Origin of the sequence: Streptomyces sp. MK37H (assembly GCF_018035285.1) — a bacterium.
GTDB classification, from domain to species: Bacteria; Actinomycetota; Actinomycetes; order Streptomycetales; family Streptomycetaceae; genus Streptomyces; species Streptomyces endocoffeicus.
Genome location: NZ_JAAAYH010000732.1, coordinates 1 through 2482, shown reverse-complemented (window position 1 = coordinate 2482; position 2482 = coordinate 1). Strand labels below are relative to the sequence as shown.

Annotated in this window: 2 protein-coding genes; both read left to right on the top strand. The window is 71.6% G+C overall.

Annotated elements, in window-relative coordinates; translation table 11 throughout:
- The coding region (locus GWI24_RS43345; protein ID WP_247617698.1) for a peptidoglycan recognition protein at positions 1-887 on the top strand (887 nt) is incomplete at its 5' end.
- A 71-nt stretch (positions 888-958) separates the two neighbouring features.
- A complete protein-coding gene (locus GWI24_RS43340; protein ID WP_210951506.1) occupies positions 959-2065 on the top strand; it encodes a sugar phosphate nucleotidyltransferase in 1107 nt (368 codons plus the stop codon).
- Positions 2066-2482 lie beyond the last annotated feature (417 nt).

Sequence of the window (2482 nt, the reverse complement as noted above, 5' to 3'; positions counted from 1 at the left end):
GGCCGGGCCGGGCCGCGCTCCGCGCGCGTCCGGGGCATCCGGTGCCGACGGCGGGGGGCGGGGCGTCGGCGGGTGCGATGCCGGGTGCGAAGCCGACGGTGGTGGGTTCGCCGGGAAGGCCGTCCTGGGGGGCCTCCGGTCCGTCCGCCAAACCGTCCTCGCCCCCCACGTCGTCCGCGAAGCCGACCCCCAGACCCTCCGTATCCGTAACCACTACCCCGCCGCCCGGCGCGCTCGACGCCGATGCCGACGCCGAGGCGGCCAACGCGGGCGCCGCCCGCTACAGCGCGCCGCGGCCCAGCATCGTCACGCGCGCGGGCTGGGGCGCCGACGAGAAGATCCGTGAAACGGGCCACGTCTACAGCAAGACCGTGAAGGTCGCCTTCATCCACCACACCGTGACGGGCAACAACTACAGCTGCTCACAGGCGCCCTCCGTTTTGCGCAGTATCTACCGTTACCACGTGAAGAGCCTGGGATGGCGTGACTACGGCTACAACTTCACCATCGACAAGTGCGGAAAAATCTACGAAGGCCGCTCCGGCGGTGTGACCAAAGCCGTACGCGGGGCGCACACGCTGGGCTTCAACACCAACAGCATGGGCGTCGCCGTCCTCGGCACTTTCACCTCCAAGAAGCCCTCGGCCAAGGCCGTGAAGGCCGTCGCCAAGCTCACCGCGTGGAAACTGGGCCTCTTCAAGCGGAATCCGCGCGGTACGACGCATCTGGTGTCGGGCGGCGGCAACAAGTACAAAAAGGGCGCCAGCGTAAAGCTCCATGTGATCGCGGGTCACCGCGACGGCTTTGCCACCGAGTGCCCCGGCAAGCGTCTCTACAAGAAGCTCGGTTCGGTGCGGAAGACGGCCGCCCGCCTCCAGGGGCGCTGATCAGGCGCGGTCCGGGGATCTGCATACACTGGCCGCCGACCGGCGAGCCCCAGCAGGAAGCAGAGACGTACGTGACCAATGCGCCAGCAACGCCATCGCCAGAGGCGATCCTCCTGGTCGGCGGCAAGGGAACCCGGTTGCGCCCGATGACGGTGCACACTCCCAAGCCGATGGTCCCGGCGGCGGGCGTCCCGTTTCTGACCCACCAACTCGCCCGCGCCCGCGCCGCCGGGGTCGAGCACATCGTGCTCGCCACGTCCTATCTGGCGGAGGTCTTCGAGCCGTACTTCGGTGACGGCTCCTCGCTCGGCCTGCACCTGGAGTACGTCACGGAGGAGGAGCCGCTCGGCACCGGCGGCGCCATCCGCAACGTCGCCTCCCGGCTGCGCTCGGGCCCCGACGACCCGGTGCTCATCTTCAACGGCGACATCCTCACCGGCCTCGACATCCGCGCCCTGGTCGACAACCACCGCACGACGGGCGCCGATGTCTCCCTGCACCTCACCCGGGTCCCGGACCCGCGCGCGTACGGGCTGGTGCCCACGGACGAACGGGGCAGGGTCACCGCCTTCCTGGAGAAGCCGCAGACCCCCGAGGAGATCGTCACCGACCAGATCAACGCGGGCGCGTACGTCTTCAATCGCTCGGTCATCGACTCGATCCCCGCCGACCGCCCCGTCTCCGTGGAACGCGAGACCTTCCCCGGTCTCCTCGCGGAGGGGGCGCATTTGCAAGGCATGGTGGACTCCACGTACTGGCTCGACCTGGGCACCCCCCAGGCGTTCGTCCGCGGCTCCGCGGACCTGGTGCTGGGCCGTGCCCCCTCCCCGGCCGTGCCGGGCCGCTGCGGCGACCGCCTCGTCCTGGACAGCGCCTCGGTCGCGGTCGACGCCAAACTGACCGGCGGCACGGTCATCGGCCGCCAGGCCCGGGTGGGCGCGGGCGCGTGCGTCGACGGCAGCACGGTGCTGGAGGGTGCCATCGTGGAGGAGGGCGCCCAGGTCCGCGACTCCCTTGTCGGCGCCGGCGCCCGAATCGGCGCCCGCACGGTCCTCCAGGGCGCGGTAGTCGGCGACGGCGCCCTGGTCGGCCCCGACAACGAGCTACGAGACGGCGTCCGCGTGTGGTGCGGAGCCGACATCCCGGCCGGCGCGGTCCGCTTCTCATCCGACCAGTGAGGGCCCTGACGGCTCGCCGCCCCCAGCCGTCCCGCCACCACCTCAGCCGCGTACGGCGGGAACCCAGTCCTCCGACACTCCGACGGGAACAGCCTCCCCGGCCCCAGCTCAGCCGCCTACGGCGAGAATCCAGCCCTCCGGCGGAAACCCAGCTTCTCCGGCGGAAACCTGGCCCCTCGGCGAAAACCCAGCTCCTCCGGCGCTCGAGAAGCGGAACTCAGCCCTTCCGGCGCTTGAGGAGCGGGGGCGGGGGCGGAGCCCCGGAACCCCAGCCCTTCCGGCGCTTGAGGAGCGGGACCCGGGGCCGAGCCCCGCGTTCCGGCCTCTCCGGCGCTTGAGGAGCGGCGTTGGGGGCGGAGCCCCGCAACCCGAGCCCTTCCGGCGCTTGAGGAGCGGGACCCGGGGCCGAGCCCCGCA